Annotated in this window: 25 protein-coding genes; 14 read left to right on the forward strand and 11 right to left on the reverse strand. The window is 68.8% G+C overall.

The window, feature by feature from the left end; all coding sequences use genetic code 11:
- Positions 1–2: 2 nt before the first annotated feature.
- From NCO8_RS01965 to NCO8_RS01990, 6 genes are all read right to left on the reverse strand, one after another.
- Positions 3–332 carry a type VII secretion target gene (locus tag NCO8_RS01965; RefSeq protein WP_067635902.1) on the reverse strand — a complete coding sequence of 110 codons (330 nt, stop codon included), beginning with the start codon at positions 330–332 and terminating at the stop codon, positions 3–5.
- Positions 333–446: 114 nt separating this feature from the next.
- Positions 447–983: a YbaB/EbfC family nucleoid-associated protein gene (locus NCO8_RS01970; protein WP_067635904.1), complete on the reverse strand. Its 537-nt coding sequence runs from the start codon at positions 981–983 to the stop codon at positions 447–449.
- A 115-nt stretch (positions 984–1,098) separates the two neighbouring features.
- Positions 1,099–2,820 (reverse strand): urease subunit alpha, encoded by a 1,722-nt coding sequence (locus tag NCO8_RS01975; protein ID WP_067635905.1) that lies wholly within the window; start codon positions 2,818–2,820, stop codon positions 1,099–1,101.
- A gap of 51 nt (positions 2,821–2,871) precedes the next feature.
- Complete coding sequence (locus tag NCO8_RS01980) at positions 2,872–3,183, reverse strand: urease subunit beta (RefSeq protein WP_067635907.1); 312 nt, start codon at positions 3,181–3,183, stop codon at positions 2,872–2,874.
- A gap of 4 nt (positions 3,184–3,187) precedes the next feature.
- Complete coding sequence (locus NCO8_RS01985; protein WP_067491980.1) at positions 3,188–3,490, reverse strand: urease subunit gamma; 303 nt, start codon at positions 3,488–3,490, stop codon at positions 3,188–3,190.
- Positions 3,491–3,686: 196 nt separating this feature from the next.
- Positions 3,687–4,070, reverse strand: a complete 384-nt coding sequence (locus NCO8_RS01990) for a PaaI family thioesterase (RefSeq protein WP_067636562.1) — start codon at positions 4,068–4,070, stop codon at positions 3,687–3,689.
- Between the two features lie 395 nt (positions 4,071–4,465).
- Here NCO8_RS01990 and NCO8_RS01995 point away from each other — a divergent pair, with 395 nt between their 5' ends.
- Positions 4,466–4,978: a L,D-transpeptidase gene (locus NCO8_RS01995; protein WP_245655205.1), complete on the forward strand. Its 513-nt coding sequence runs from the start codon at positions 4,466–4,468 to the stop codon at positions 4,976–4,978.
- Between the two features lie 55 nt (positions 4,979–5,033).
- Here NCO8_RS01995 and NCO8_RS02000 read toward each other — a convergent pair whose 3' ends face one another.
- A complete protein-coding gene (locus NCO8_RS02000) occupies positions 5,034–5,936 on the reverse strand; it encodes a MerR family transcriptional regulator (RefSeq protein WP_157104746.1) in 903 nt (300 codons plus the stop codon).
- A gap of 66 nt (positions 5,937–6,002) precedes the next feature.
- Here NCO8_RS02000 and NCO8_RS02005 point away from each other — a divergent pair, with 66 nt between their 5' ends.
- The 3 genes from NCO8_RS02005 (at position 6,003) to NCO8_RS02015 (ending at position 10,518) form a co-directional block, all read left to right on the forward strand.
- Positions 6,003–6,656, forward strand: coding sequence for a maleylpyruvate isomerase family mycothiol-dependent enzyme (locus NCO8_RS02005; protein ID WP_084456536.1), 654 nt, complete (start codon positions 6,003–6,005; stop codon positions 6,654–6,656).
- A 1,448-nt stretch (positions 6,657–8,104) separates the two neighbouring features.
- The gene (locus NCO8_RS02010; RefSeq protein WP_067635909.1) at positions 8,105–9,142 is read left to right on the forward strand and encodes an alpha/beta hydrolase; all 1,038 of its coding nucleotides are present in this window, start codon (positions 8,105–8,107) and stop codon (positions 9,140–9,142) included.
- Entirely contained in the window at positions 9,139–10,518 is a 1,380-nt protein-coding gene (locus tag NCO8_RS02015) for a wax ester/triacylglycerol synthase family O-acyltransferase (RefSeq protein WP_067635910.1), read from the forward strand. The genes NCO8_RS02010 and NCO8_RS02015 overlap by 4 nt, the downstream gene beginning before the upstream one ends.
- On the opposite strand, the gene NCO8_RS02020 is transcribed toward NCO8_RS02015, so the two are convergent.
- Positions 10,515–12,008, reverse strand: coding sequence for an APC family permease (locus tag NCO8_RS02020; RefSeq protein ID WP_084456375.1), 1,494 nt, complete (start codon positions 12,006–12,008; stop codon positions 10,515–10,517). The genes NCO8_RS02015 and NCO8_RS02020 overlap by 4 nt on opposite strands.
- Positions 12,009–12,053: 45 nt before the next feature.
- Positions 12,054–12,761 (reverse strand): hypothetical protein, encoded by a 708-nt coding sequence (locus NCO8_RS02025; protein WP_067635912.1) that lies wholly within the window; start codon positions 12,759–12,761, stop codon positions 12,054–12,056.
- Positions 12,762–12,872: 111 nt separating this feature from the next.
- On the opposite strand from NCO8_RS02025, the gene NCO8_RS02030 reads away from it, so the two are divergent.
- From NCO8_RS02030 to NCO8_RS02075, 10 genes are all read left to right on the forward strand, one after another.
- On the forward strand, positions 12,873–13,919 hold the full coding sequence (locus tag NCO8_RS02030) for a FecCD family ABC transporter permease (RefSeq protein ID WP_067635914.1): 1,047 nt from the start codon (positions 12,873–12,875) through the stop codon (positions 13,917–13,919).
- An 86-nt stretch (positions 13,920–14,005) separates the two neighbouring features.
- Positions 14,006–15,019 (forward strand): FecCD family ABC transporter permease, encoded by a 1,014-nt coding sequence (locus NCO8_RS02035; RefSeq protein WP_245655234.1) that lies wholly within the window; start codon positions 14,006–14,008, stop codon positions 15,017–15,019.
- Positions 15,016–15,840 (forward strand): ABC transporter ATP-binding protein, encoded by an 825-nt coding sequence (locus tag NCO8_RS02040; protein WP_067635918.1) that lies wholly within the window; start codon positions 15,016–15,018, stop codon positions 15,838–15,840. Before NCO8_RS02035 ends, NCO8_RS02040 begins: the two co-directional genes overlap by 4 nt.
- A gap of 63 nt (positions 15,841–15,903) precedes the next feature.
- Positions 15,904–16,293: a BlaI/MecI/CopY family transcriptional regulator gene (locus NCO8_RS02045; RefSeq protein WP_279537543.1), complete on the forward strand. Its 390-nt coding sequence runs from the start codon at positions 15,904–15,906 to the stop codon at positions 16,291–16,293.
- Between the two features lie 64 nt (positions 16,294–16,357).
- Positions 16,358–17,296, forward strand: coding sequence for a M56 family metallopeptidase (locus NCO8_RS02050; protein ID WP_067491898.1), 939 nt, complete (start codon positions 16,358–16,360; stop codon positions 17,294–17,296).
- Between the two features lie 243 nt (positions 17,297–17,539).
- Positions 17,540–19,018: a DEAD/DEAH box helicase gene (locus tag NCO8_RS02055; RefSeq protein WP_210740579.1), complete on the forward strand. Its 1,479-nt coding sequence runs from the start codon at positions 17,540–17,542 to the stop codon at positions 19,016–19,018.
- A gap of 125 nt (positions 19,019–19,143) precedes the next feature.
- Positions 19,144–20,580: a GuaB1 family IMP dehydrogenase-related protein gene (locus NCO8_RS02060; protein WP_067635920.1), complete on the forward strand. Its 1,437-nt coding sequence runs from the start codon at positions 19,144–19,146 to the stop codon at positions 20,578–20,580.
- 261 nt (positions 20,581–20,841) lie between these two features.
- Positions 20,842–22,197, forward strand: a complete 1,356-nt coding sequence (locus NCO8_RS02065) for a hemolysin family protein (protein ID WP_067493915.1) — start codon at positions 20,842–20,844, stop codon at positions 22,195–22,197.
- Positions 22,190–23,254, forward strand: coding sequence for a hemolysin family protein (locus NCO8_RS02070; RefSeq protein ID WP_067493807.1), 1,065 nt, complete (start codon positions 22,190–22,192; stop codon positions 23,252–23,254). Before NCO8_RS02065 ends, NCO8_RS02070 begins: the two co-directional genes overlap by 8 nt.
- Before the next feature lie 138 nt (positions 23,255–23,392).
- Positions 23,393–23,680, forward strand: a complete 288-nt coding sequence (locus NCO8_RS02075) for a hypothetical protein (protein ID WP_067635922.1) — start codon at positions 23,393–23,395, stop codon at positions 23,678–23,680.
- A gap of 31 nt (positions 23,681–23,711) precedes the next feature.
- Here NCO8_RS02075 and NCO8_RS31015 read toward each other — a convergent pair whose 3' ends face one another.
- A complete protein-coding gene (locus NCO8_RS31015; protein ID WP_157104747.1) occupies positions 23,712–23,999 on the reverse strand; it encodes a hypothetical protein in 288 nt (95 codons plus the stop codon).
- A 203-nt stretch (positions 24,000–24,202) separates the two neighbouring features.
- Positions 24,203–25,384, reverse strand: a complete 1,182-nt coding sequence (locus NCO8_RS02085; protein WP_067635926.1) for an AI-2E family transporter — start codon at positions 25,382–25,384, stop codon at positions 24,203–24,205.
- Between the last annotated feature and the right edge of the window lie 4 nt (positions 25,385–25,388).

Below are 25,388 nucleotides of genomic sequence, written 5' to 3' on the forward strand. Positions count from 1 at the left end.
GCTCAGACGGTCCCCTCGATCTCGGCGGTGGTGGCTTTCAGCTGTCCGGCCCGGGTGGTGTCACACGTTTCGAAGGTGTCGGCGGCGGTGCGCAACTTGCCCGGCATCGCCGCCACCAGGACATCGAGTTCGGTGAGCCCGTCGACGATCTCGTCGTGCAGCGTGTTGAGGGTGATCACCGCGTACGGCTTCACCAGCAGGCCGTAGCCGTCGTCGGCGTGGGCCAGGTAGCTCGCCGCCTCCAGGGCGGAGGCCACCCCGCTCGCGACGCCGTCCACCGATCCGGCGTGCGTTCTGATCGCATTCGGGTCGACATTCACCACACCGGTCACGCTGACTCCCTCCTGAAGGCGAACCCGATCGAGTCCGCGCACCTGTCTCGAACTGTTTGGACGCGGCACCACGCCGTTCGGTTCCCCCGAATATTCGCCGCAGCCGAGATCGCGCTACTGCAGCCAGGATTTGCGCTGGTAGAAGAGATCTTCCTCGTCGGGTTCCACGGGCGCGACGACCCTGTCGCGGTCAGGTTTGCGGGCGGCGGGTACCTCGGGTTCGACGGGCGGCCACGCGACGACCGGCGGCGGAGGCGGCGTGGCGGCGACGGGCGCCTGCTCGGAATCGAGCGGATCGGGGAACCGTTCGGTGTACTGGCCGACGATCGCGGCCCCGGCCTCGTCGGCGCCCACCACGTCGTGCACCAGCCCGGAGACGCGGTCACGCAGCCGGGCCTGGGCGCGCCGTGTGCAGGCCATCAGTTCGGCGGCGACGGCCGAGGGGTCCATGCCACGCACGCCGGCCGTCAGGGTGACGGCGGTGGTGCACCCGTTCGCATCGACGGTCACGGCGATGCGCCCGTCGGCCGAGGTGTCGGTGACACTCACTTCGGCCATCTTGGTGTGCAGTTCCTGATACCGCTGCGACTTGCGCTCGAGATCCTGCGCCCAGCGCGCCAGATCGTCGGCGGCATTGGTCAGATCGTCCACGACAACAGCCCCCTCCCGCCGGTTCGCCCCGGCACGTGGCACGAGGCGACCGATACCCGCCCCGCTCGGATCGCGCCGAGACTACCCCAGGCCGCCGACACCCGGCGGCGGGCCCTCAGAACAGGAAGTAGCGCTGGGCCATGGGGAGTTCGGTGGCGGGGGCCTCGGTCCAGACCTCGCCGTCGACGCGGACGGTGAAGGTGTCGGGGTCGACTTCGATGCGTGGCATGGCGTCGTTATGGGGCATGTCGGTCTTGGTGACGCGGCGGACGTTCTTGACGGGCACCAGTTTTCGGCGGACGTCGAGGCGGTCGGCGAGACGGTCGTCGATGGCCTGCTCGGAGACGAAGTGCAGGGAGGTGGCGGCCGCGGCGGGGGCGGCGGCACCGAACATCGGGCGCGGCAGGACCGGTTGGGGGGTGGGGATGGAGGCGTTGGCGTCACCCATCGCGGCCCAGGCGATCATGCCGCCCTTGAGGACCGCGTGCGGTCGGACGCCGAAGAACGCCGGTTCCCACAGCACCAGATCGGCCAGTTTGCCGACTTCCACCGAACCGATCTCGTCGTCGAGTCCGTGCGAAACAGCCGGGCAGATGGTGTATTTCGCGATGTAGCGCTGGACGCGGGCGTTGTCGGCGGCGCCGTCGCCCGGCAACGCACCGCGACGGCCTTTCATCACGTGCGCCGTCTGCCAGGTGCGTAGCACCACCTCACCGATGCGGCCCATGGCCTGGGAATCCGAGCCGATCATGGAGATGGCGCCCAGGTCGTGCAGCAGGTCTTCGGCGGCGATCGTCGAGGGCCGGATGCGCGATTCGGCGAAGGCCAGGTCCTCGGGGATCGACGGGCTCAGGTGGTGGCACACCATCAGCATGTCGAGGTGTTCGTCGAGGGTGTTGACGGTGTGCGGGCGGGTGGGGTTGGTCGAACTGGGCAGCACGTTGAGATGCGAAGCGACCGTGATGATGTCGGGTGCGTGACCGCCGCCCGCGCCTTCGGTGTGATAGGCGTGGATGCCACGGCCCGCGATGGCGGCGAGGGTGTCCTCGACGAAGCCGGCCTCGTTCAGGGTGTCGGAGTGCAGCGCCACCTGCACGCCCGCCGCGTCGGCGACGGTGAGGCAGGCGTCGATGGCGGCCGGGGTGGAACCCCAGTCCTCGTGCAGCTTGAAACCCGATGCGCCGCCACGCAATTGCTCCCACATGGATTCCTGGCTCACCGTGTTGCCCTTGCCGAGCAGCACGATGTTCATCGGCCAGTGGTCGAGCGATTCCAGCATCCGGGCCAGGTGCCAGGAACCGGGGGTGACGGTGGTGGCCTTGGAACCCTCGGCCGGGCCGGTGCCGCCGCCGATGAGGGTGGTGATGCCGCCGCCGAGGGCCTCCTCCATCAGCTGCGGGCAGATGAAGTGCACATGGCAGTCGATGGCGCCCGCGGTGAGGATGCGGCCGTTGCCCGCGATGATCTCCGTCGCCGGGCCGACGACGAGGTCGGGGTGCACGCCCGACATGGTGTCGGGGTTGCCCGCCTTGCCGATTCCGCAGATCCGGCCGTCGCGGATACCGACGTCGGCCTTGATGATGCCCCAGTGGTCGATGATCACCACCCCGGTGATGACGGTGTCGGGTGCGCCGTCGGCGCGGGTGGCGCGCGACTGCCCCATCGACTCGCGCAGCACCTTGCCGCCGCCGAAGACCGCTTCCTCGCCCGCCAGTCCCGGTCCGCCGCAACGGTCTTCGGTGATCTCGACGATCAGATCGGTGTCGGCCAGGCGGATCCGGTCGCCGGTGGTCGGGCCGAACAGTTCGGCGTAGCGGGCGCGGCTGAGTTCGGTCATCGGCTCTCTCCCGGAAGCTGCGGCGAAACGGCGTGCGGTGTTCGGTTGCGCTCAGCCATCGAGACGGCCGGGTGCGTCGGCGTTGATGCCGTAGACCTCGCGGGTGCCACCGAGCGGAACGAGCGAAACCCGTTGCGGCAGGCCCGGTTCGAAGCGAACAGCCGTGCCCGCCGGAATATCGAGGCGGTGCCCGCGGGCGGCGGATCGGTCGAAGTCGAGCGCGGCGTTGGCTTGCGGGAAGTGGACGTGACTGCCCACCTGCACGGGACGGTCACCGGTATTGACCACGTCCAGTTCCACGCGCGTCGCGCCCGCGTTCAGTTCGATCGTGCCCTCGGCACACAGGTATTCGCCGGGAATCATGGTCTCATCCGATCGGGTGGTGCACGGTGACGAGTTTGGTCCCGTCCGGGAAGGTCGCCTCGACCTGAACGTCGTGGATCATCTCCGGCACGCCGACCATCACGTCGTCCCTGGTGAGTACCTGGCGCCCCGAGGACATCAGTTCCGCGACGGTCCGCCCGTCCCGCGCGCCCTCGAGCACATGGTCGGTGATGAGTGCGACCGCCTCGGGATGGTTGAGTTTGAGCCCCCTGGCCTGCCTGCGCCGCGCCAGCTCGGCCGCGTAACTCAGCAGCAGCCGTTCCTGCTCGTGCGGCGACAGTCGCATCGGGGTTCTCCTCGGCGGATCGTGGTCGGTGAGCGACATTCTGGCACGTGCGAGCCACGACGGGTCGCCCACCGACGCCGTGACCTGGGACGAGCCCGGCTCGATTAACGAGAAGTTAACGAAGCGCCGAGATCGGCGCTCTCGCCGCCGACGCGCTCGACCCCGGCGGCGGGCGAATCATCACAGGGGAACGAGATCAAGCCGCCAGGTTCTGCAGGCGGACCTGTCCGCGAGCGACCATGCGACCCTCGGCGTCGGTGATCACCACGACCCACAGCTGCTGGCTGCGGCCGCGGTGGATCGGGGTGGCCTCGGCGGTGAGGGTGCCCTCGCGCACGGCGCGGAGGAAGTCGGTGTTGTTGTTGACGCCGACCACCTGACCGCGCTCACCGAACCAGACACTGCCGCCGACGCTGGCGAGGGTTTCGATCACCGTGCAATAGACGCCGCCGTTCTGGATGCCCGCGGGCTGGTGCAGCTGGGGACGCACTTCCCATTCGCCGCGCACGCGGTCGGCGGAGACCTCGGTGAAGCGCATGCCGATGAGGTCGGTGAAGGTGCCTTCGCTCATCTTGGTCATCAGCTCGGGCGTGATATCAGCCCACGACAGGGGGTTTTCGCTCATACCGTCCGGTTTACACCATCAGAAATCCGGCGTCGCCACCGGGAAAACGAAGCGGCGGACCCCGTTACGAGAACGGAGCCCGCCGCGGCAGGAACGAGGGGGTCGACCGCAGCCCTCGGGACCACCGGCTCATCCATACGCCACGATGAGCATAGGTCAGGCTTACCTAAGTGGTCAAGTGGCTGCCGGAATGCGACGCGCCGGTAGCGATATCCAGGGCTTGCTCAACACAATCGCAATACTCCATGATCGTTCACACCTCTATGTTCCGAGGCTTGTGTCGATGGTGAAAGCTCATGTTCTGGGCGTACGAAGACCAGGGGTGGGCGCGGCGAGAGAGGCAAGATTTCGTGAGTAGTAGTCGTATTCCCCGGTGGGCCGCGAGCGCGGCGATGTGTGCGGCGGTGGTGGGTACCGCGCTCGCCGCACCCGTGCAGGCCGAACCACTGTGGCCGGGTGGGCCCGATATCCCCGGCGTGCCCGCCATCGTTCCCGCGCCCGAACCGGAACCGGTGGTGGCGCCGTGCAGCGAGAAGGCCCGCGCGTGCCTGCAGCTGTCCACCAACAACGCGTGGCTGATGGACAACGGCAAGGTGACCTACGGTCCCACCCCGATGTCGCACGGCCGCCCCGGCTACGAGACCCCGCCGGGCACGTTCAAGGTGGCGTTCAAGAAGCCGTTCCACTGGAGCACCCTGCACAACGCCCCCATGGAATACGCGATCTTCTTCAACGGCGACATCGCCTACCACATCGGACCCACCGAGGAGCAGTCCCACGGCTGCATCCGCCTGACCCCCGACGGCGCCAAGGCGCACTACGAATGGCTCGAGCCCGGCGACATCGTCGAAGTGGTTCCCTGATCGTCCCCCGAGGGGAGGCCACCCTGGTGGCCTCCCCTCGTTCGTCCCTGGCGGTTCAGCCTCCCGATTGCGTGACCGAGACGGTCAGCGCATCGAAGAGCCACAGGTGCGCGGCGCCGGAGGTGACCGGCTCACCCGTCAGGGCCGTGGTGAGATGCCAGTAGCGGCGGACGCGCTGGTCGGCGGCGCCGAGGGCCAATCGCTTACGGAATTCCGGGGTGTCTCGCTCGGCGCGAGCGGTGGCATGGGCGTGAACGTAATGATCGAGTTCGGCACCGGGCCGAGGTTGTTCGCCGATCGCGACAAGCGGGGCCGCCGAGAGACACGCCTGCGCGACGGACAGCAGCAGGCCTTTTTCGTCGTGCACTCCAGGAACGGCGCTGTGCCGGACGATGTCGAACATCGCCGCGTCGAGCCGTGGATCACGCACCGCCGCCACGAGTTCGGCGTAGGTCAGTAGGAACTCCGGGTCGGCATCGACCGGCGGACCCGGCAGGTTCATATCGATGAAGTCGTGCAGCACGGGTGCGGGCAGCGGGGCGAGCTGGTGCCGCCAGAAGCCGACGAGCACGTCGTGCGCGGCAGCCGGATCGGCAACGGCCGCAACCAGGTTCACCCCGACCCCGACCTCACCGGCAGTCACCGCGGTCAGCAACGCCTCGCGTCGCCGCAGTGCGGCGAGTTCACCGGCAACAGCTTCGCGCTCGGCGGCGATCACCTCCGCCAGGGCGCGGCTACCCGCGAGGACGTCGGCGATGGCGGTTAAGCCGATTCCCAGCGCACGCAGGCGGCGCAGCAGGCTCAGGCGGTCGACCGCGTCCGGGCCGAATGTCCGATGGCCGGTCGACGTGCGCTCGGCAGCCAGCAACCCTTCGTCGCAGTAGTAGCGGATGGTGCGCACTGCGACGCCGGTTCTCGCGGCGAGTTCACCGATCGTCAGACGTGTGTTGTGGGTCACAGTCGCTGGCACCTCCACCTCGGTGGAGCTCCTACGGTACCGACGACATCGACCGAAGGAGACATGATGACAATCGAACGACCGAGCGCGGATACCGTCTGGCGGCGCGTGGCCGAGGAGCGCACCACACTGGTCGAGCTGCTGGACGGGCTCGACGAATCCGACTGGGACGCAGCGTCGTTGTGCGCGGGATGGCGCATTCGCGACGTGGTTGCCCATCTGGTGCTCGCGACCCGGTTCACGCTCGGGACGATTGTGGTGGAGCTGGTTCGGGCGCGGGGAAACATCGATCGGCTCATCCACGACAGTGCCGTTCGGTACGCCGACCGCACGACCACTGCGGGACTGCTCGCGCAGTTGCGGGAAACGATCGGGTCGCGCGCGACGCCGATCGGCACGACGCCGCTCGACCGGTTGATGGACCTGCTCGTACACGGGCAGGACATCGCCGTGCCGCTCGGCATCGAGCGGGTCGCGCCGACGGAGCCCGCACAGTGGTCGCTGGAGCGGGTATGGGCGATGGGTGCGCCGTTCCACGCGCCCGAGCGGCTCGCCGGATACCAGTTGTGCGCGACCGACACCGGGTGGACAGCGGGGTCGGGGACGGTGGTCACGGGCACTGCTGTGGAGTTGCTGATGCTCGTCACCGGCCGCGCCGAATGCCCGGCCACCGGCGGACGGGTGCTGCTGCCCATCCCCGGTGGCGGACAGGGGGATTGACGTGGCTCACCGACGGAAGGGCGACGCGTGACAAGCCTTGTGCGTCGCCACAGGTCACGGCATCAGCGGTAGTGACGTTCGCCAATCCGGCGAGATACTTTCCGTCGGAAAGAATTCGGGACGAATTGTCCGGATCCGCTAAAAATCGGATGACGGGAAATGGGCAGCGGCTACGTTACCGGCATCACGACGGGCGACCGCCGCTGATGCAGATCCGAAAATGCCGCAAGGAGAACTGATATGGGTTCACTCACCGAATTGATGATGGCAGGAATTGCGGGACTGGGTTCCGCCGCCGAAGGGGACGGTTTGCTCGCCGTGTTCCTCGGCTCCGTCGAAGCCTTCTTCCCGTAATCGATCACCCATTCCTGAAAGGAGAACACCATGGGATCTCTCTATGAACTGCTGCAGACCGGCGCGGCCAGCCTCAGCGAAGGCGCGCTGCCCTTCGTCCAGGCACTGATCACGGCCAGTGGCGGCACGCCGTCACCGGGTAAGTAGCGATCAGGCGAGCGGGTCGGGAGCGGGCCGACGAGCCCCTCCTGCCCGTTCACAACACCAGCGCGAGTTACCTTGCAATAGCTGAAAGACATAACGACTCAACGGCCGGAGAACGCCGCCGGGAGCGATCGCGCCGAGGCATAACCCTGAAAGCAGGGGCTTGTGCGTCCACCTGGCAACACCCGTTCGACGCACCCGCACCGCATCTCACCCCGGCCCGACACGGCATCCAGCACCGCACACCCCGCTCGGCAACGCTCACAGGCGCCACACCGAAGCTCAGCACACCACCGCAGTTCACAGCAGAAAAAGCCCCCTTGACGCCCTTTCCGCGTACATCAGTGTTCACTGCCAAACGGCCGATAACTGTGCCAGACAGTCGCAGTAACCACAGGTCACACCTAGTACCGGCGCACCCCGTCGGCAATCCCCAAGTTGATTCCGCACGGAAGAAAAATATGAACAGTTCGAGCGGAGTGAAACATCGGGTTGCCACACCTGCAGTAGCGGGTTACGTTACCGGCGTCACATCGAAGCCTGGTGTGGCCACAACGCAAGGAGAGATACATGGGCTCGTTGAGTGAGCTTCTGACCGCGGCCATCGCGGGACTCGGTTCGGCTGCCGAAGGCGACGGTCTGCTGGCCGTCTTCCTCGGTTCGGTGGAAGCCTTCTTCCCGTAATCCGGCCGTCCGGTCACCCGGCTCGCCCGTGACGCGAGCCTGATTCACCCATCACCACCAGGAGAAACACATGGGATCCCTCTACGAACTGCTGGAGACCGGCGCCGGCAGCCTCAGCAATGCGGCGTTGCCCTTCGTGCAGGCGCTCATCTCGGCGAGCGGCGGCACGCCGACGCCCGGCAAGTAGCCCTCAGCTTTGTCACGGGGGCCGGCCCACCGGCCGGCCCCCGGTCGCTCTTCGAGAAGTCAGCAGGCTCGTACCACCGATGAACACACCCGCATTCCGCACCATCCTCGCCGCGGCCTGTGCCGCCGCCCTGGCCACCGCTCCCGTGCTCGCCGACGGCCCGGGGGCGACCGCCGCGCCCGGCGCCCATCTGGTGAGCCGCGGTCAGACCGGCCAGACCGCCGAGATCAGCGTCTATTCGCCGTCGATGGATCGCACCATCGCGCTGCGCGTGCTCCGCCCCGCCGACACCGCGACTCCCGCCCCGACGCTGTATCTGCTCAACGGTGCGGGCGGCGGCGAGGATTCGGCCAACTGGGCAGGTCAGACGAATGCGGCCGAGTTCTTCGCCGGCAAGCACGTCAATGTCGTGATGCCGATGGAAGGCGCGTTCAGCTACTACACCGACTGGCAGCAGCCCGATCCAGGACTGGCGAAGAACCTGAAGAACAACGGCGTCAACAAGTGGACGACCTTCCTCACCCAGGAGTTGCCGCCCGTGATCGACGCGGCCTTCGGCACCACGGGCGTGAACTCGCTCGCGGGCATCTCGATGGCGGGCAGTTCGGTGCTCGACCTGGCCATCCAGGCCCCGCAGCTCTACCGGAGCGTCGCCTCCTACAGCGGCTGCGCGATGACGAGCGACCCGGTCGGCCGTGAGTTCGTCTCGCTGGTGGTCCGCCTCGGCGGCGGCAAGGTGGAGAATATGTGGGGGCCCGCAGGCGATGCCGCCTGGCGCGAGCACGACCCGTATGTGCAAGCGCATCGGCTGCCCGATATCCCGATCTATATCGCCGCCGGAAGTGGATTGCCGGGCGTGCACGACACCCTCGCGAATCCGCGGGTACATGTCGAAGGAAAAAACCCCGCGTCCATTCTGCAGAATCAAATGCTCGTCGGCGGCGGAATCGAAGCGGCGACCATGTATTGCACCGCGCAAATGGCCCAGCGGACACGCGAACTCGGTCGTACGAATATCACCTACAATATGCGCGCGACCGGAACTCATTCGTGGGGTTATTGGGAAGACGATCTGCACGCTTCCTGGCCGATGATGGCGACGGCGCTCGGCCTGTGAACATCCTGCGGGTACGCCCCGGGCGGTTGGCACCGCGCGACGCGGTCTTCGTCTACGACGAGACCGACCGGCACCTCTCCCACATCGTCGCGATCTACTGCTTCGCCGACGACCGCAACGCGCCCCTGACCACGAGCGAGGTTCGCGAGTGGGCGCGGGCTCGCCTCGGCCACTCCCCCTTGTTCCACCGCCGCTTGCGCCGCACCCCCTTCGACCTCGATCTGCCGTATTGGGTGCCCGCTCCGGTGGCGAATATGGCCGATCATGTCTTCCTCGACGCGCCGGGTAGCTGGCCTGCCGCACAGGCGCGAATCGCCGAACTCGCCTCGGCGAGAATGGATCTCGTCAAGCCGCCGTGGGAGATCCATGTCCTGGACCGGGTACGTGGGGTGCCGGGGATCGGGACGGCGACGGTGGTGGTGCTCAAACTCCACCACAGCGTCTGCGACGGGGTCGCGACCCGCGAACTCGAGGCGAAACTCTTCGGCGACGCGCCCGCCCCCGAGGTCGAACTCGGGGGTGACGACCTGATCGGCGCGGCCGTGCGGACCGCCGCCACTGCGCTCACCGCTCCCGCACGATTCGCCCTCGGCATGGCCCGGACCCGGGCATCCGGCGACGCCGGCGCGGTGACCCAGCAACCCGTGACCCGCTTCAACCGCGATATCCACGCACCGCTGACCATGCACGTCGTCACCCTGCCGATGGCCGAGGTCCGCGCCGTACAGGCCGCGTGCCCGGTCCGGGTCACCGTCAACGACCTGATGCTGACCACCGTGTCGGGTGCGCTCGCGGCGTATCTGGCCGAGTACGACGAGACACCCGAGGCCTCCCTCGCGGCCATGGTCCCGATGTCGATGCGCGGTGTGGCGCAGTGGGATTCGGTGAATCAGCTCACCCAGATGTTCGTCGATCTGCACACCGACATCGACGACCCGGTGCGGCGACTGCTCGCGATCGGGGAATCGGCGAAGCGGGCCAAGGCCACCGCCGCCGACCCGGCCACCCTGCGCACCGAGTCGCGCGTGGAGACCGCGCCCGCACTGCTGCTGCGAGCCGCGGGCTGGGCGCGCACCCTGCGCCGGTTCGACGAGGCGACCTCGGTGCCGTTGAGCAACACCACGATCAGCAATGTGCCACCGGTCCGCGACGACCTGCGGTTCGCCGGACGGCCACTGGTGCGCGTGCTCGGTGCGCTGCCGATCCACGACGGCGACGGCCTGCGCCATCTCATCACCTCGCAGGGCGCGGAACTGGCCATCACCGTCACAACCAACGCCGTGATGATGCCGGACCCCGAGCACTACGGCGACCTGTTACTGAGCTCGTTCCGCAGACTCGCCGACGCCGTGACCGCCCGGGGTGCCGTCGGCTAGTCCGGCGGTTCCTGCGCACCCTCGTCGGTCTCGGCGACATCGGGGGCGACTTCGCGGGTGGCCATGCCACCGTCCTTGCCCTCGTCCCTGGGGCCAGGTCGTCCACCTTTCGGTTCGGCGGTGTCGTCGTCGCGGTCGCGTGGTGTGGTCATGAGCTTCCTCCTCTGCGGGTCCTCGGCTGGCTCTACCCGTTTTTCCGCATCCACACCACCGCGGGCACGAACGGCGTTCACCACGGCCAGCACCGCGCCGAGACCGACGAGGATCAGCCCGCGCGCCCACACCTCACCGTCGATGCGGGTGAAGAGGAACAGGCACGACGCCAGGCCGAGCAGGGGCACGACGGTCGGAATCCGGAAGTGGCCCGGTTCGCCCGGTTCGCGGCGCAACACCAGCACCGCCGCGTCGACGGAACCGAAGACGAACAACAGCAACAGCACCAATGTCGCTGCCAGCGAATCGACTTCGCCGGTCAGTGCCAGCAACAACGACACCGATGATGTCGCCAGGATCGCCACCCAGGGTGTGCGCCTGCCGGGCAGGATCCGGGCGAGCGTGGACGGCAGGAGGCCGTCGCGGGCCATGCCGTACGCCAGCCGCGAGGACATGATGCCGGTGAGCAGGGCCCCGTTGGCGACCGCGACCAGCGCGATCACGCTGAACAACCAGTCGGGCACCTCCCCGGCCACCCGCACCACCTCCAGCAGTGGTCCGCTCGACTCCGCCAGCTTCTCGGTGGGCACTGCGGCACTGGCGACCACACCGATCAGCGCGTACACCACCCCGGCGGTGAGCAGCGCGCCGAACAGCGCCGTTGGGTAGGACCGGCGTGGATCCTTGACCTCCTCGGCCAGATTCACCGAGGTCTCGAAGCCGACGAAGGAATAGAACGCCAGCACCGAGCCCGCGAGCACCGCCCCGACCGCACCCTGTTCGGCGGTGCCCACCTGGGTGAGGCGGCTCAGGTCGGCGTCACCGCGCAGCATCACCCACAGGCCGAGTCCGATGATGAGCAGCAACCCGCCGACCTCGACCAGCGTGGCGGCCACGTTGGCGCCCAACGACTCCCGGATGCCGCGAATGTTGAGTGCCGCGAGCAGCGCGAGAAACACCACGACCACCACGACCACCGGCACCGAGACCAGCGCCTGCAGATAGTCCCCCGCGAACGCCCTGGCCAGCGCACCCACCGACACCACACCGGCGGCGAGCATGCAGAAACCGACGAACGACCCGGCCGCGGGCCCGAACGCCCGGGTGACATAGTGCGCCGACCCACCCGCCCTCGGGAACTTCGTCGCGAGTTCCGCATATGAACCCGCGGTGAGCGTGGCCAGCACCAGCGCGATGACGAGCGGCAACCACACGGCGCCACCGGACTCGCGGGCCACCGAACCGACCAGCACGTACACGCCGGCGCCCAGAATGTCGCCGAGGATGAAGAAGTACAGCAGCGGCGTGGTGACAGCCCGCTTCAGGACAACGGTCATGCGGAACCTATACCCGCGACCGCGCCGGTGAAGCGCGCGACGCGCTCAGCGTTGCAGCACGCTGCTGCGCCGCACGGGCAGACCACGCTCCTCGAAGGCGGTGAGCAGCAGCTGGCCACGACGCGCCGCGGCGGCGGGATCGGTGCGCGCCAGATCGGGCACGTAGGTGGCCGCACCGACGACGGATTCACCGACCAGCGGCCAGAACCGGCGCGCGGGCAGACCCGAGCAGCGGGTGAGCACCGACTGCAATGGGATCAGCGACGACGCGCTGCGCTGCACCAGCCACACCGCCATCGCCGCCTCGCAGGGCAGTGCGACGGTGCCGGGTTCGGCGGCCTCCGGGTCACCGTCGACGACGCGAATAGTGGTGTCGGACAAGCCCGCCCAGTCGATACCGCCGTCGTTGTCGTGGTGGATCCAGAGGTTGTCGCGCCCGGGATCCCAGGCCTGCGCCGACATCACGAACAGCGCGGTGACCCGGCCGACGACGGCGTGGATGAGCGCGGTCGCCACCACCTCGGCGGCGATCTCGTCGTTGATCATCTCCGCGGCGTGCCTGCGGTACATCAGTTCGACGCGGCCCTCGGACAACCCGTTCGGGACATGCCACCATCGCCGTTTCCCCTGTCCGGCCATCGCCGCCACGGCATAGACCCGCGGATGCTCCGGTTGCAGGGCTTGCAACCGCGCACAGGCGCGATCGAACGCGAGGGTGGTGCGGGTCGTGGTGGTGGTGACGGGCTCGGGCATCGAACCTCCTCGAACGGTTGGTTCCCGTGACGATGATGTCTCGGAACATAGGTTAGGCTTACCAGACTTCACAAGTCGTGTCCGGTTTCGAGGCAGGAGAAGTTCGTCGCCGTGATCCACCCTGGCACCGTCAGACGCCGTCGTCTGACCGGGCTTGCCCTGCTCGCTGTACTGCTCACCGTGGCAGTGGTCGCCAGCATCGCCGTCGGCACCCGCTCGCTCGCACCGTCCACGGTGTTCGACGCCGTCACACACGCTCTCGGCTGCGACGGCGGCCCGTTCCGATGCCCGGCCCGCTCCACCGCCGAGGAAATCGTGCGTGAGCTGCGTCTCCCGCGCACCGCGTTGGCCCTCATCGCCGGAATGGCGCTGGGGGTCGCGGGCGCGCTCATCCAGGGGTATACCCGGAATCCGCTAGCTGATGCCGGATTGTTAGGACTGAATGCGGGCGCCGGCTTCCTGGCGGCGCTCAGCATCTATCTGTTCGGCTTCACCGCGCCGAGTCAGTACATCTGGTTCGCCTTCGCCGGGTCGGCGATCGCGGGACTGATCGTGTTCGGCGTCTCCTCGATCGGCGGCGGCAAGGCCAGCCCGTTGAGCCTGGTACTCGCCGGTGCGGCGGTCACCGCGTTCCTGCAGGCGATGACCAATGCCGTCGTCGTGCTCGACAACGCGGCGCTCGACACCTACCGGTTCTGGGTGGTCGGCACGGTCAACGGCCGCGAGGCCGACGTGTTCTGGCAGGTCCTGCCGTTCCTCGTGATCGGCCTCGGCATGGCCCTGGCCGCCGCCCCCGCCCTGAACCTGCTCGGTCTCGGCGACGACGTGGCACGCGGCCTCGGTGTCGACATCGGCCGGGCGCGCGCGTTCGGGCTGGTCGCGGTGGTGCTGCTCAGCGGTGCGGCCACCGCGGCGGTCGGTCCGATCGCGTTCCTCGGGCTGGTGGTCCCGCATATCGCTCGCATCGTCACCGGACCCGACAACCGGTGGCTGATCCCCTACTCGGCCCTGCTGGGCGGACTGTTGCTGCTGGCGGCCGATATCACCGGCCGGGTCGTCGCCCGGCCGGGTGAACTGCAGGTCGGCGTGATGCTGGCGGCGCTGGGCGCACCGTTCTTCATCGCCCTCGTGCGCCGCAAGAAGCTGGTGACGCTGTGAGCGCCGGCATCGACACGACCACCGATCTGCGCAAGGTGCGTCCGGCCTTGCGAGTCGGCCCGCTGTCGCTGGTGCTGCGCCCGGTGATGTTCGGTTTCGTCGTCGCGCTGGCCGTGACCGTGTTCGTGCTGTTCTGCGTCGATATCGCCGTCGGCGACACCTATGTCCCGCTGAGCCGGGTGCTCGATGTCCTCGGCGGGGGTGGCTCCCGATCGCAGCGGTTCATCGTGCTCGAATCGCGACTCCCCCGGGCACTCACCGCCGTGGTGGTCGGTGCCGCCCTCGGTCTTGCGGGTGCGCTGATGCAGTCGATCCTGCACAACCCGCTGGCGGGGCCGGACGTGCTCGGTATCACCACCGGTGCGAGTGTGGGCGCGGTCGCCGTGCTGGTCGGAAGTGGCGGGGCGACAACGGGTCTCGTCGCGACGGTCGGTGCTCCGCTGGCGGCGCTGGCCGGCGGTCTGCTCACCGCCGTCGTCATCTACCTGCTGGCGTGGGGACGCGGTGGTGGCGGCGAACGCGGTGTCACCGGTTTCCGGCTCGTGCTCATCGGTATAGGCGTGAACGCGGTACTCATGTCGGCGATCAGCTGGCTGCTCACCCGCGCCAGCCTCACCGACGCCGCCCGCGCCCAGGTCTGGCTCAACGGCTCGCTCGACGCGGCCGACATGTCAAGTGTCGTGCCCGCCGCGATCGCGCTCACCGTGGTCACCGTCGTGGCGCTCGTCTCGGCGCGCACGCTGGCCGCGCTGCGCCTCGGCGAGGAGTCGACCCGGGTGCTCGGTGTGCGGATCCAGTCCCAGCAGGCGCTGCTGATCGGTGCGTCCGTGGTCGCCGCCTCGGTGGCGACCGCGGCGGTCGGGCCCGTCGGGTTCGTCGCGCTGGCGGCACCGCAGATCGCCCGGATGGCGTTGCGCACGCCCGGCGAACCGCTGATCGCCTCGGCGCTCACCGGCGCCGCGCTGGTGGCGGGGGCCGATATCATCTCGCGCGCACTGCTGCCCGTCGACCTGCCGGTCGGTATCGTCACCGCCGCTCTCGGCGGGCCGTTCCTGCTCTACCTGCTCGTCCGCATGAACCGGAAGGCCACGCTCTCATGACCAGCCCCGCCCATCGCCTCGCCGCCGACACCGTGTCCCTCGGCTACGGCGAGCGGGTGATCGTCGACGGGCTCAGTCTCGACATCGCCCCCGGCGTGGTCACCACGGTGATCGGGCCGAACGGGTGCGGCAAGTCGACGCTGCTCAAGTCGCTCGGCCGGTTGCTTCGTCCGCGCGAAGGTCAGGTGGTGCTCGACGGCAAGGCGATCTCGACGATGAAGACCAAGGACGTCGCGCGGGTGATCGGCATGTTGCCGCAGACCCCCGTCGCGCCGGAAGGGCTCACCGTCGCCGATCTCGTCGCGCGCGGCCGTCACCCGCATCAGTCCTGGCTGCGCCAGTGGTCGGCCGACGACGAGACAGAGGTCGCCGCCGCCCTGGCCCAGACCGGCATCGCCGACCTGGCCGACCGCACGCTCGACGAACTGTCCGGCGGACAGCGGCAACGCGCCTGGATCTCGATGGCGCTGGCCCAGGGCACCGACATCCTGCTGCTCGACGAACCGACCACCTACCTCGACCTCGCGCACTCGCTGGAAGTACTCGACCTGGTCGACCGCTTGCACGCCGAATTCGGGCGCACCGTGGTGATGGTCCTGCACGATCTCAACCTCGCCATCCGCTACAGCGACGACCTGGTGGTGATGGCGGCGGGCCGCATCGTCGCGCAGGGAAAACCGGCCGACATCATCACAGCGGAACTGCTCGCCGAGGTGTTCGGACTCGACGCGAAGGTGCTCACCGATCCGGTCTCGGGGCGGCCGATGGTCGTGCCGATCGGCACGCGTCACGTGCACGGCGCGGCCGGGTATGACGAATGACACACCAGCAAACACCCCGTTACGACAATCTGTAGTACGCATCTTTGTCGTTGAGTCCGTAAAATCGGAGGGATGGCAGGTCTCGGCGAACTCGAAAAAGCGGTGATGGACCAGTTGTGGTCCGCCGACGAACCGCTCACGGTGCGGCAGGTACACGAAGCACTGGCGGCTCGTCGCGAGCTCGCGTACACCACGGTGATGACCGTGCTGCAGCGGCTGGCGAAAAAGGATTTGGTTGTGCAGCGTCGCGACGATCGCGCGCATCGGTACGCCCCGGTTCACAGCCGCGACGAACTGGTCGCGAGCCTGATGGTCGACGCGTTGCAGCAGGCCGACGCGGCGGGCAGCCGCGCCGCGGCGCTGGTGCACTTCGTGGAACAGGTCGGCAAGGACGAGGCCGACGCCCTGCGCGAGGCACTGGCCAAGCTCGAATCCGACGAAAACAGCGGCTAGACTCCCTGGCGGCTCTCACAACGACGTGAGCGCCCCTGGCCCCACAACGCAGTGAGCAGAGTCGATGAACGCAACCGCGGCAGTCTTCGCAGGTCTCGCCTTGCTACTCGCAGGGCCGGTTCCCGCGTTGCTCAGCCGTGCTACCTGGCCGCACCGCAGTCCGCGGGCAGCGGTCGTGTTGTGGCAGGCCATCGCGCTGGCCGCTGTGCTCAGCGCCTTCGGTTCCGGGCTGGCCATCGCCAGCATGCTGCTCGTTCCCGGCCCCGACGGTAGGCCCACCACCTCCCCCACCAAGGAGATCGACGCGCTCGGGCTGCCGCTGTGGCTCGTGTACGTCACCGTGTTCGCGCTGACGCTGATGATCGGCGCGCGCCTGATGTTCTCCATCGTGCGCGTCGGCGTGCACACCCGGCGCCGCCGGTCCCGGCACCGCATGCTGGTCGATCTGCTCGATCAGAGCGGGCCCGTGCGCCGCGCCGCCGACATCCGGGTGCTCGCCGCGACCGAACCCATCGCCTACTGCCTGCCCGGGCTCCGCCAGCGCGTTGTACTCAGCGAAGGCACCCTGACCAGCCTCGACGACGCCGAGGTCACCGCGATCGTGAGCCATGAGCGCTCGCATCTGCGAGCCCGCCACGACCTGGTGCTCGAGGCGTTCACCGCCGTCCACGAGGCGTTCCCCCGGGTGGTCCGCAGCAAGGCCGCGCTCGGTTCGGTGAAACTGCTCATCGAACTGCTCGCCGACGACTCCGCGGTGAAGGTCACCGGCCCCAAACCGCTCGCCCGCGCCCTGGTGGCGTGCGCGAAATCGACCGCACCGCAGGGTGCGCTCGCCGCGGGCGGTCCGAGCACCCTCATCCGCATCCAGCGCCTCGCGGGCGCCAACGGCGACGTGAGAATCGCCACCGCCGCCTACCTCGGATCCGCCGCGATTCTGGTGGTTCCCACCCTCGCCGTGGCGGTGCCGTGGCTGCAGGAACTGAGCCGGTTGTTCCACGGCTGACCTGGCGATCACCCACCCCGAACCGGGCGCGACGCACGCACCCCGGACCCTGCTGGTCACTCCTGGCCGGACCGGCGCTCGCCGTTACCGCTGACCAGGTTGTTTACCCACGCGAACGCAATCACGCCTATCCTGGGAGATCGGTCCTTCCTGCTGGGCCGCACCCCGTACGCCGTTCGCGTGTTTCGGGTAGTCGGCGCCGGTGATCTTCCAGCGCGATTCGCAGCCCAACGAAAGGCCATTTTGTCCACCTCTGCTGTCTCCGACGCGACCGAACCAACCTTCGCCGAACTAGGCCTGCCCGTGGCGCTGGTTCAGGCACTGCGCAACTCCGGCATCGACAAGCCCTTCCCCATCCAGGCCGCCACCATCGGTGACGCGCTCGCCGGGCGTGACGTGCTGGGTCGCGGCCCCACCGGCTCGGGCAAGACCCTCGCCTTCGGCCTGCCGATCCTCACCCGTCTGGCCGAGGGCCCGCCGTCCAAGCCGGGCCGCCCGCGTGGTCTGGTGCTCGTGCCGACCCGTGAGCTGGCCACCCAGATCGAGAAGGCGCTCGAAGAGGCCGCTCGCTCGCTGGGCCTGCGCGTCGCCTCCGTCGTCGGTGGTGCCCCGATCAAGCGTCAGGCCGACCGCCTCGCGCGCGGTGTCGACCTGCTGATCGCCACCCCCGGCCGTCTCGACGACCTCATCAAGCAGCGCAACGCCGACCTGTCCGACGTGGCGATCACCGCCCTGGACGAGGCCGACCACATGGCCGACATGGGCTTTTTGCCCCAGGTCACCCGCCTGCTCGACCGCACCCCGAAGCAGGGTCAGCGCCTGCTGTTCTCGGCCACCCTCGACGGTGACGTGGACAAGCTCGTGAAGCGCTACCTGAGCAACCCGGTCACCCACTCCACCGCGCCCGCCGAGGCGTCGGTGAGCACCATGACCCACCACCTGTTCTTCGTGCGCGACAAGAACATCAAGCGCACCGTCGCCACCGAGATCGCTGCCCGCGACGGCCTCACCATCATGTTCGTGCGCACCAAGCACGGCGCCGACCGCCTGGCCAAGCAGCTGCGCGGCGCCGGTGTCGACGCAGGCTCGCTGCACGGCGGCAAGGCACAGAACAACCGTGTGCGCACGCTGGCGGCCTTCGCCGACGGGTCGGTGCCGGTGCTGGTCACCACCGACGTGGCCGCGCGCGGCATCCACATCGACGGTGTGTCGCTGGTCGTGCACTTCGACCCGCCCGCCGAGCACAAGGCCTACCTGCACCGCGCCGGCCGCACCGCGCGCGCCGGGGAGGACGGCGTGGTCGTCACCCTCGTCACCGACGAGGAGCGCAAGGACGTGGCCGCGATGACCCGCAAGGCGGGCGTGCGGACCGACGGCATCGAGGTCCGCCCCGGCGACCGGAAGCTGGTGGACATCACCGGTGCCCGCAAGCCGAGCGGCATCGCGCTCGCCACCCCCGCCGCACCGGCACAGCCGACGCGGACCTCGAACGGTTCGGGTCGTCCGCGCCGCGCAAGGCCCGGTGGCGCAACGGCTTCCGAGGGCGGGCACAGCCGGGGTTCGGGCGCGCCGCGCCGGGACCGTCCGACCGGCGAGTCCCGTTCCCGCAAGCCCGCGGGCGCCGGCGGACACGCCCGGAGCGGCGACACGCCGACGAATTCGCGGCGGCGCGCCGGTCGTCCGGCGGCTCCGGCGGGCAACCGCAACCGTTCCGCAAACTGATCAATCCTGAATCGCCGCGTGGCCGAACCGATTACGGTTCGGCCACGCGCCGTTTCCGGCCCCGCGTTCCGAGCGTGCCACGCGCATCCGCCCGCCGGACCGCTCACACGGCTATCATCGGCACAGTGCGATTTCTTCCTGGCCCACCGCCGCCGTACGACCTGACCTACGACGATCTGTTCCTCGTCCCGAACCGGACGGATGTCGCGTCCCGCTTCGATGTGGACCTGGCCAGCGTCGACGGCTCGGGTACCACCATCCCCCTCGTCGTCGCGAACATGACCGCGGTGGCCGGTAAGCGGATGGCCGAGACCGTCGCCCGGCGCGGCGGACTGGTCGTCCTGCCCCAGGATCTCCCGATCCCGGCGGCCGCCGACACCATCGCGTTCGTCAAGAGCCGCTCGCTCACCGCCGACACCCCGGTCACCCTCGACCCCGACGCGGCGGTGTCCGACGCGCTGGCGCTGATGCACAAGCGCGCGCACGGCGCGGTGGTCGTCGTCGAGGACGGCAAACCCGTCGGCGTGGTCACCGAGGCCGCCTGCGCTGACGTCGACCGGTTCGCGCGGTTGCGCGAGATCGCCCAGACCGATTTCGTGCAGGCCCCCGTCGATGCCTCGCCCCGCGACATCTTCGACCGGCTCGCCGGTTCACACACCCAACTCGCCGTGCTCACCCACCCCGACGGCACCCTGGCGGGCGTGATGACCCGCACCGGCGCCATCCGCGCGGGCATCTACACCCCGGCCGTCGACGCCGAGGGCAAACTGCGCGTCGCCGCCGCCGTCGGCATCAACGGTGACGTGGCCGCCAAGGCGAAGGCACTGACCGACGCGGGCGCCGACGTCCTCGTCCTCGACACCGCCCACGGTCACCAGACCAAGATGCTCGAATCCCTGCGCACCGTCGCCGATCTCGGCCTCGGGCTGCCGCTGGTCGCGGGCAACGTGGTCTCCGCCGAGGGCACCCGCGACCTGGCCGAGGCCGGCGCGACCATCATCAAGGTCGGTGTCGGGCCCGGCGCGATGTGCACCACCCGCATGATGACCGGCGTCGGCCGCCCCCAGTTCTCCGCGGTGGCCGAATGTGCCGCCGCCGCACAGGAACTCGGCGTGCACGTGTGGGCCGACGGCGGTGTCCGGCACCCCCGCGACGTGGCTCTCGCGCTGGCCGCCGGCGCGTCGAACGTGATGATCGGCTCCTGGTTCGCCGGCACCTACGAATCCCCCGGCGACCTGCGCGTCGACCGCGACGGCAACGCCTACAAGGAAAGCTTCGGCATGGCGTCCAAGCGTGCCGTCGCCGCCCGCACCGCCGCCGACAGCGGGTTCGACCGGGCCCGCAAGGCACTGTTCGAGGAGGGCATCTCCAGTTCGCGGATGCGCCTGGACCCCGAACGGCCGGGCGTGGAGGACCTCATCGACCACATCTGCTCGGGTGTGCGCAGCTCCTGTACCTACGCGGGCGCCCGCACCCTGCCCGAATTCCACGAACGCGCGGTGCTCGGTGTGCAGTCCGCCGCCGGGTTCGCCGAGGGCAGGCCGCTGCCGAGCGGCTGGTGACCGACCGGCCGACCGGACGCCCACGAGCGCCGGTCGGCCGCGCCGCTGACACATCAACCGAGGCGACGGATTACTATGGAGTTGCCGATCTCGGCACAGCTCGTTTTCCCACCTCGAAAGGATCCAGTTGTCACCCGCGTCCAAGGGCGCCACACAGGAGGGCTCCTCTACGGAGCCGGGTGACAAACCCGGCGTCCTCCTTTCCGCAGCGTCCGTCCGATCCACTGGTCTCGTCCCCGCACCGCATGGGTGGTGCTGAGGATGTCCACCGTGCTGACAGTGCTCAGCCTGCTCGGTTTCGCCGCATTGACCCTCGGTACCGCCCTGTTCGTGGCCGCCGAATTCTCCCTCACCGCCCTGGAACGCAGCGCCGTCGAATCGGCCGCGCGCTCCGGTGACACCCGGTCACGACTGGTCAAACAGGCGCACAACACCCTGTCGTTCCAGCTCTCGGGCGCCCAGCTCGGCATCACCATCACCACCCTGATCACCGGCTTCATCGCCGAGCCCGTGCTGGCACGGCTGCTGGCGCCGCTGCTCGACGGCATCGGCCTGAGCGAGGCCGCCGCGACCGGTGTCGCGCTCGCGCTGGCGCTGATCCTGGCGACCTCGCTGTCGATGATCTACGGCGAGCTGGTACCCAAGAACATCGCCATCGCCAAGCCGATGGCGACGGCCCGGCTCACCGCGGGCCCGATGATCGGGTTCTCCGTGTTCTTCAAATGGCTGATCCGATTCCTGAACAACGCCGCCAACTGGCTGGTCCGCAGGCTCGGTATCGAACCGGCCGAGGAACTGCGTTCGGCCAGGTCGCCGCAGGAACTCGGGTCGCTGGTGCGCACCTCGGCCCAGCGCGGCGCGATGGATCAGCGCACCGCCCAGTTGATGGACCGCTCGCTGGAGTTCGGTGAACGCAGCGCCGAGGACCTGATGACCCCCCGGGTGAAGGTGGAGTCGCTCGACCGCGACGACACCATCGCCGACCTCATCGCCGCCTCGGCGCGAACCGGGTACTCCCGGTTCCCGGTGATCGACGGCGACCTGGACAACACCCTCGGCGTCGTCCACGTCAAACACGCCTTCACCCATCCGGCGCACCTGCGCAAGCAGATCCCGCTCGGGAAACTCGCCGTCGCGGTACCGATCGTGCCCGCCAGTCTCGACGGCGACGAGGTGCTCGAACGGGTCCGCGCCGACGGCATGCAGGTGGCGCTCGTCGTCGACGAGTACGGCGGCACCGCGGGCATGGTCACCATGGAAGACCTGATCGAGGAGATCCTCGGCGACGTGCGCGACGAGCACGACGAGGAGGAACGCGACGTGCGCCGGGTCAGCGACGGCTGGGACTGCTCGGGTCTGCTGCGCATCGACGAGGTGTCCCGCGCGACCGGCTACGACGCGCCCGAGGGCGAATACGAAACCCTCGGCGGTCTCGTGCTCACCCAGCTCGGCCGCATCCCGATGGGCGGCGACGAGGTCGTCCTGCCCGAATCGCGTGGCGGTGCGGGTGGCTGGGTGGCCAGGGTGGAACGGATGGACGGACGACGGATCGACCGGGTGCGCCTGGTGCCCGTCGACGACGCGAACCTCGCGGCACGGGAGCACAACCATGGGTGATCTGTTCGGAATCGTCCTCACCGTGGTGCTGCTCGCGGGCAACGCCTTCTTCGTCGCGGCCGAGTTCGCACTCATCTCGGCCCGTCGCGATCGCCTGGAAGCCCTTGTCGCACAGGGGAAGAAGAAGGCCGCGACGGTGATCGAGGCAGGCGAGAACCTGTCGATGATGCTGGCCGCCGCCCAGCTCGGCATCACCATCTGCTCGATCCTGCTCGGCCGGGTCGGCGAACCGGCCATCGCGCACCTGATCGAGCGGCCGTTCGAACTGCTCGGGTTGCCCGAGCAACTGCTGCACCCCGTCGGGTTCGCGCTGGCGCTGACCCTGGTGGTGATCCTGCACATCCTGCTCGGCGAGATGGTCCCGAAGAACATCGCGCTGGCCGGTCCGGAACGCTCGGCGCTGCTGCTGGTACCGATCCACCTGATGTGGTTGCGGATCGCGCGCCCCCTCATCGCGCTCTACAACTACGCCGCGAACCTCACCCTGCGGATGCTGCGCATCGAACCCAAGGACGAGCTCGACGCGACGGTGTCCACGGTGGAACTGGCCGAGATGATCGGCGAGTCGCGGTCGGAGGGTCTGCTCGACGAGGAGGAACACCGCAGGCTCACCCAGGCACTCGGCACCTCCGAGCGGATCGTCGGTGATGTGATGGTGCCGCTGGCCGACGCGCGTTCGGTGCCGTTGCGCGGCGATGGAACCACCCTCGGCGACGTGGAAGCCGCCGTGGCCGAGACCGGGTTCTCCCGGTACCCGGTCCGCGCGGCCGACGGTTCGCTCGTCGGCTACCTGCACATCAAGGACGTGCTCGACGAGGTCGCCGACGACAACGCGGGCCCCGACACCAAGATCCCCCGCACCGACATCCGCCCCCTGCCGACGGTCACCACGACCACCGCGCTCTACGAGGCGCTGGCCCGGTTGCGCCGCACCAGCAGTCATCTGGGCCGGGTGGTGGATGCCCGCGGAAACACCGTCGGCGTCGTCGCGCTCGAGGATCTCGTGGAGGAGTTCGTCGGTACCGTGCGCGACGGGACTCACCGCAAGCCTGAGTGAGCGCGGTCCCCGACCGGGCATGCGCGGGGTGGACGCGACCACCCCGCGCACATCCGCCGCGTGTGGTATGCCGCATCCGTGCCCCGCGGATCGAACGACAACCACGAGCGCACGCCTGAGTCGCTAAGGTCGGGCGGTATGCCACCCGCCCGACCTCTCACTCATCTGACGCTCATCTTCGCTGGGGCCCTGCTGCTTTCGGTCCTCGCAGCCCTGGCTTTCGCCGCCGACGCGCACCCGGAATGCGCCGCCATCCCGGGCGACGTCGGCCCCTGCGACTATTGGGGCCGCGTCGCCGAATACGGGCCGTTCATCATCCTGTGGGGCACACTGATCCTCGCGGGACTCGGATCGGCGATATGGCTGGTGCTCATGGCTGTTCTCGGCTTCGCCGCACTGCTGCGTCCGAATTCCGGTGACCGCTGAACCCGCGTGCCGATCTCCGGCGAAGAATTGACTACGGCCGGATACAGCAGGAAACGATGCGCCAGAACGCCGTGCCGGACATGCTGCGGATATCCCAGTCACCGATCTGATCGTGTGCGGTGGAAACAATGCGGTCGATATCGAAATCGTTCCTGGTCGCCGCACCGGTCGATTCGACCTGGTCGATCACGAATTGTCTTGCCGCTCCGCGCATATCGAACGGCTCGGGGCGAAAGCTCCGGTCCAGAATCGATGACAAATCGAGTTCCCCTCTGCGCCTGACCGCAGGGACGGAAAGGGCATATTCTGTTGTGTCCATGCCCTTTTCGCCGCCGCGGCATCCCCTGGATTACCTGACGCACAAAGTTTAGGGCGGGGTGGTGGGTAGCGGGCTGTAGGCGCCGACACCGTTTCGCGCCTGTCGTTGTCGCCACCACAACAACCGACAAATCAGACAGGTTGGACGGGTTGTCGCCAGGTCTGCCCGGGTCGGGGCCGGCGAGCCCGCGAGGTCGCCCTTGGTCAGGCGGGGTCGCCGGGTGGTTTGCCCGGGGGTGGGACGGCGGCCTTCGCCGCGGTGTCGCATTCCGCCGAATCCGGTGTGGTCGTGGCGTCGATCTGTTCGCCGAGATAGCGCAGGACCACCGCGATCATCGCGACCACCGGGACCGCGAGGAAGGCGCCGGTGATGCCGTAGAGGGAGCCGCCCGCGGTCACCGCGAGCAGCACGATCACGGGGTGCAACTCCATGCTGCGGCTCTGCAGGACCGGTTGCAGCACATTGCCTTCCAACTGCTGCACCGCGATCACGACACCGAGCACGATCAGCGCGGTGGTGAAACCGTTGCCGACCAACGCGACCAGGACGGCGAGCGCGCCCGCCACGAACGCGCCGACCATCGGGATGAAACCGCCGACGAAGGTGATCACCGACAGCACCAGCGCCAACGGCACGTCGAGGATGAACAGGGCCGCGCCGATGAGGACGGCATCGACGAAGCTGACGATCGCCTGCGTGCGGATGAACCCGCCGAGGGTCCCCCAAACCCGTTCGAGCACCGCCTCGAGGTGACGGCCGCTGCGGTTGCCGCACACGACATGCATCCAGGGCAGCAGGCGCGGACCGTCCTTCAGGAAGAAGAACACCAGGACCAGCACAAGGAAGATCGTGATCAGGACCGACGTCGCGGTGGATACGCCGGTGAAGACACCGTTGGCGATCTGGGTGCCGCTGGACTGCAGTCGCGAGACGATCGCGTCGACGGCGGAATCGAGCTGCTCGTCGCGAATGTTCAGCGGCGGACCTTGAACCCAGTCACGCACCTTGTTCACACCGGCGGTCGCCTTGTCCGCCAGTTGCGGCGCCTGGTCGGCGACCGACGGCACGATCAGTGCGATCACTCCTGCCACCAGCGCGAGGAAACCCACCAGGGTGATCGTGGCGGCCAGCGCGGGCCGCATCCGGTGGGCGGTGAGCCATCGGGTCGCGGGCCACAGGATCGTGGTCACCACGACCGCGAGCGCGACCGGCAACAGCACCACCCACAGTCGTCCCGCGATCGTGCCGAGCACCCACGCGCCCGCCGCGATCGCGACGACACACAGTGCCCATTTGGCCAGCCACAGCAGTCCGCCACCGATCACCTCGCCTCGGTCGCGGCCCTGCTGTGCGTCCGGTTTCGCCGTAGCGTTCTCGTTCCCCATCGCG

It is taken from the genome of Nocardia coubleae NBRC 108252 (assembly GCF_001612805.1).
Lineage (GTDB): Bacteria > Actinomycetota > Actinomycetes > Mycobacteriales > Mycobacteriaceae > Nocardia > Nocardia coubleae.